Source organism: Streptomyces sp. NPDC059895, assembly GCF_042731035.1.
GTDB lineage: Bacteria > Actinomycetota > Actinomycetes > Streptomycetales > Streptomycetaceae > Streptomyces.
Genome location: NZ_JBHWKO010000114.1, coordinates 1 through 4,684 on the forward strand (window position 1 = coordinate 1; position 4,684 = coordinate 4,684).

The following is a 4,684-nucleotide window of genomic DNA, read 5'->3' on the forward strand; positions in this document are numbered from 1 at the left end:
AGTGGTGTGCTGGAGGACGCGGTGGTGCTGACCCGGCGGGAGGGTGATGAGGTCCGGGAGGTGCTGGCCGGGTTGGGCGAGTTGTTCGGCCGGGGGGTGGACGTCGACTGGGGCCCGCTGCTGCCGCCGGGCGAGACCGTCCTCGATCTGCCGACCTACGCCTTCCAGCACCGCCGTTACTGGATCCTGGACGCCTCCGGCGGAGGTGACGTCACGGCGCTCGGCCTGACCGCGGCCGACCACCCCCTGCTCGGCGCACTCGTCGAACTGCCCCACACCGGCGGGCTGGCCTTCACGTCCCGGATCAGCACCGCCTCCCAGCCCTGGCTCGCCGACCACGCGGCGGGCGGATCGCTCGTCGTACCGGCCGCCGCCCTCGTCGACCTGGCGATCGCAGCCGGCGACCGGGCCGGCACCCCGGTGCTCACCGAACTCACGGTCGACGAGCCCCTCCTGCTGCCCGACCGCGACGCGCTACGGCTGCACATAGCCGTCTCGGAACCCGACGACGACGGACACCGCACGCTCGCCGTCTACTCCGCGCCCGACGGGGCCGGGGACGAACTGTGGCGGCGGCACGCGGTGGGCGTCCTCACCCCGCAGGGAGGACCGGTCGCCGCGCCGGACGCGCTCGCGACGTGGCCGCCGGACCGGGCCGAACCGATCGACCTCACCGAACTCACCGCTCGCACAGCCGCGTTGGGCTACGAGTACGGGCCTGCCTTCGGCGCGCTGCGAGCCGCCTGGCGCCGGGGCGACGAACTGTTCGCGTACGTCGCCCTGGGCGAGGAACAATGGGTCGAGGCCGCCCGCTACGGCATCCACCCCGCCCTGCTGGACGCCGCCTGGCAGGCCGCCCTGCCCGCTACGGCCCCCGATCGGACCGTGCCGCTGCCCGCCGGCATCCGCGGCGCCGTCCTCCACGCGAGCGCCGCGACCACCCTGCGGGTACGGCTGAGCCCGGACGGCTCAGGCGGCGTCTCACTGCTCGCGGCCGACGACGACGGCGCCCCCGTCCTGGCCGTCGACTCGGTCACCACCGTGCCGTTCGCCACCGACCGGCTCGGCACGACGACCGTCTCCGGCCCGGACGCGCTGTTCCGCATGGACTGGGAGGCGCTGCCCGACCTCGCGGCCCCGGCCGACGGCCCCGGGGCGGACCCCCAGGAGTGGTCCGCCGCGCCAGACGCCGAGGCGATCGACGCCCTCGCCGACCGAGTGGCCGGCGGGGCGGCGGCCCCGCGCTGGGCCGTCCTGCCGGTCCCGGCCGGAGGCTTCGCGGCCGACCGGGTCCTGGACGTCACCACCGCGGTGCTGACCGCCGCCCAGGCCTTTCTGCGCAGGCCTGAGCTGGATGACGTCCGGCTGGTCGTGCTGACCCGCGGCGCCGTCGAGGCCGTACCGGGCAGCCTGCGCGACCCCTCCGGAGCGGCGGTCTGGGGGCTGGTCCGGGCCGCGCAGGCGGAGAACCCCGACCGGATCCTGCTGACCGACGTACCGGCCGACGGCGCACCGCACCTCTCCTCCACCGGCCCGCTCTCCACCGGCCCGCTCTCCACCGGCCCGCTCTCCACCGGCCCGCTCTCCACCGGGCCGTTCTCCACCGGCCCGCTCTCCGCCGGACTCGCCGCAGCCCTCGCCGCGGCGGCCGACGCGGGCGAATGGCAGGTCGCGGTCCGCGAGGACACCCTCTACGTCCCCCGGCTGGCCCGCCCGGCGGACCCCGCCGCGGACGGGCCCGCGCCCCGGGCGGTGCGCTTCGACCCGGAGGGCGTGGTGCTGCTCACCGGCGGCACCGGTTCCCTGGGCTCGCTCGTCGCCCGCCGCCTGGTCGCCGAGCACGGCGTACGCCACCTCGTGCTGGCCGGCCGCCGCGGCCCCGCGGCCGACGGCGCGGCCGCACTGGTCGCGGCACTCACCGAGGCCGGTGCCACGGCGACCGTCGTGGCCTGCGACGTCACGGACCGGGACGCGGTCGCCGCGCTCCTCGACGACCTGCCCGACGGACGCCGGCTGACCGGTGTCGTGCACCTCGCCGGGGTCGCCGGCGGCGGCACACTGCCGGAGCTGGACGCCGCCCGCCTGGCGTACGTGTTCGCACCGAAGGTGGCCGCGACCGCCCACCTCGACGAACTCACCCGCGAACGGCATCCCGACCTCGACGCGTTCGTCATGTTCTCCTCGATCTCCGGCAGCTATCTCGGTGAGGGCACCGGCAACTACGCCGCCGCGAACGCCTACCTCGACGCCGTCGCGCTCGCCCGGCACGCCGCGGGGCTGCCCGGCCTCTCCCTGGCCTGGGGCCCCTGGCAGCAGGAGACCGGCATGGCCGCGGGCTACGACGAGGCCGGCCTCGTCCGGATGCGCCGCCGAGGCGCCACCCTGCTGCCGCAGGACGAGGGGCTGCGCCTGTTCGACACCGCCCTGCGCGGCGGCGAACCGCTGCTGCTGCCGATCAAACTGGACCTCGGCCTCGCCCGCGCGAACGCGCTGGCCTCCGGCAGCACGGTGCCGTCCCTGCTGCGCGGCCTCGTCCGCCCGATCCGCCGCGTTGCCCGGGCCCGCCTGGAGCAGACGTCCGCCCCCGCCGCCGGGCTGGCCGGGCGACTGGCCGCGATGAGCCCCGCCGAGGGCACCGAACTGCTGCTGGGCCTGATCCGTACCCAGGTCGCGGGCGTGCTCGGCCACACCGACGTCGGCCAGGTCGAGCCGGACCGCGCGTTCAGGGACATCGGGTTCGACTCGCTGACCGCCGTGGAACTGCGCAACCGGCTGCGCGAGGGCACCGGACTCGCGCTCCACACGAGTGTCGTCTTCGACTACCCGACCCCGCTCGCGCTCGCCCGGCACCTGCGCGACGAACTCGCCGGCGACCAGAGCACGCCGGCCGCGATCGCACCCATGGCGGCGACCGGTGCCTCCGACGAGCCGATCGCGATCGTCGGCATGAGCTGCCGGCTGCCCGGCGGGGTACGCGGCCCGGCCGAGTTCTGGGACCTGGTCCGCGAAGGCCGGGACGGCATGGGACCGTTCCCCACCGACCGCGGCTGGGACCTCGACCGCCTCTTCGACGACGACCCCGAGCACCAGGGCACCTCCTACGTCCGGCAGGGCGGCTTCCTGCACGACGCCGCGCGCTTCGACGCCGCGTTCTTCGGGATCTCACCGCGCGAGGCGCTGGCCATGGACCCGCAGCAGCGGCTGCTCCTCGAAGGCTCCTGGGAGGCGCTCGAACACGCGGGCATCGACCCGGACTCGTTGCGCGGCACCGACGTCGGCCTGTTCGCGGGCGTCTTCGGCCAGGCGTACGGGTTCGGCTCCGCCGGAGCCGCCGAGATCGAGGGCTTCATGGCGACCGGCAGCGCGGGCAGCGTCGCCTCCGGCCGGGTCTCCTACGCCTTCGGCTTCGAGGGCCCCGCGGTCACCATCGACACCGCCTGCTCCTCCTCGCTCGTCGCCATCCACCTCGCCGCTCAGGCCCTGCGCTCGGGAGAGTGCTCCATGGCGCTGGCGGGCGGGGTGACGGTGATGCCGACGCCCGGCACGTTCGTGGAGTTCTCCCGGCAGCGCGGCCTCGCCCCCGACGGCCGCTGCAAGCCGTTCGCCGCCGCGGCGGACGGTACGGGCTGGGCCGAGGGTGTCGGCCTCGTGGTCCTCGAACGGCTCTCCGAGGCCGAGCGGCTCGGCCATCGGATCCTCGGCGTGGTCAAGGGCAGCGCCGTCAACCAGGACGGCGCCTCCAACGGCCTGACCGCGCCCAACGGGCCGGCCCAGCAGCGCGTCATCCGCCGCGCCCTGGCCGCGGCCGGGATCTCCGCCGCCGAGGTGGACGCGGTGGAGGCGCACGGTACGGGCACGACGCTCGGCGACCCGATCGAGGCGCAGGCGCTGCTGGCCACGTACGGCCGCGACCGGGACCCGGAGCACCCGCTCTGGCTCGGCTCGGTCAAGTCCAACATCGGACACACCCAGGCCGCCGCCGGCGTCGCCGGGGTGATCAAGATGGTGCAGGCGCTGCGCCACGCGGAACTCCCCGCGACCCTGCACGTGGACGAGCCGACCCATGAGGTCGACTGGTCGGCGGGCGGCGTCCGGCTCCTGACCGAACCCCGGCCCTGGGTGCGGGACGGTCGTCCCCGCCGCGCGGCCGTGTCGGCGTTCGGTATCAGCGGCACCAACGCGCACGTGGTCATCGAGGAGGCCCCCGTCCGCGAGACCGCCACGACCGACGCCGAGCCGGTCACCGCGCCCGCTGCCCAGCCGGTCACCGAGCCCGCTGCCCAGCCGGTCACCGCGCCCGCTGCCGAGCCGGTCACAGAGGCTGTCGCCGCATCGGTCACCGAGCCCGGCACCGGCCTGGTGCCGCTGATCGTCTCCGCTCGTGGCTCTGCGGCACTGGCCGCCCAGGCCGACGCCCTCGCCCGCCACCTGGAGACCACGGAAGCCGACCTGCCCGCCGTCGCGCGGGCCCTGCGCTCCCGACGCGCGGCCCTGCCCGACCGCGCCGCCGTCATCGCCGCCTCCACCGACGAGGCGGTGGCGGGACTGGTCAGCATCACCGCGGCGGCGAGCCGTGTCGACGGACGCACCGTGTTCGTGTTTCCGGGGCAGGGGGCGCAGTGGTTCGGGATGGGGCGTGAGCTGCTCGCTGTGTCGCCGGTGTTCGCGGCGGAGATCGACCGTG

Annotated in this window: 1 protein-coding gene; it reads left to right on the top strand. The window is 76.0% G+C overall.

What is annotated here, in order from left to right; all coding sequences use genetic code 11:
- The coding region (locus ACFV9M_RS41735) for a type I polyketide synthase (protein WP_385102729.1) at positions 1–4,684 on the top strand (4,684 nt) is incomplete at both ends.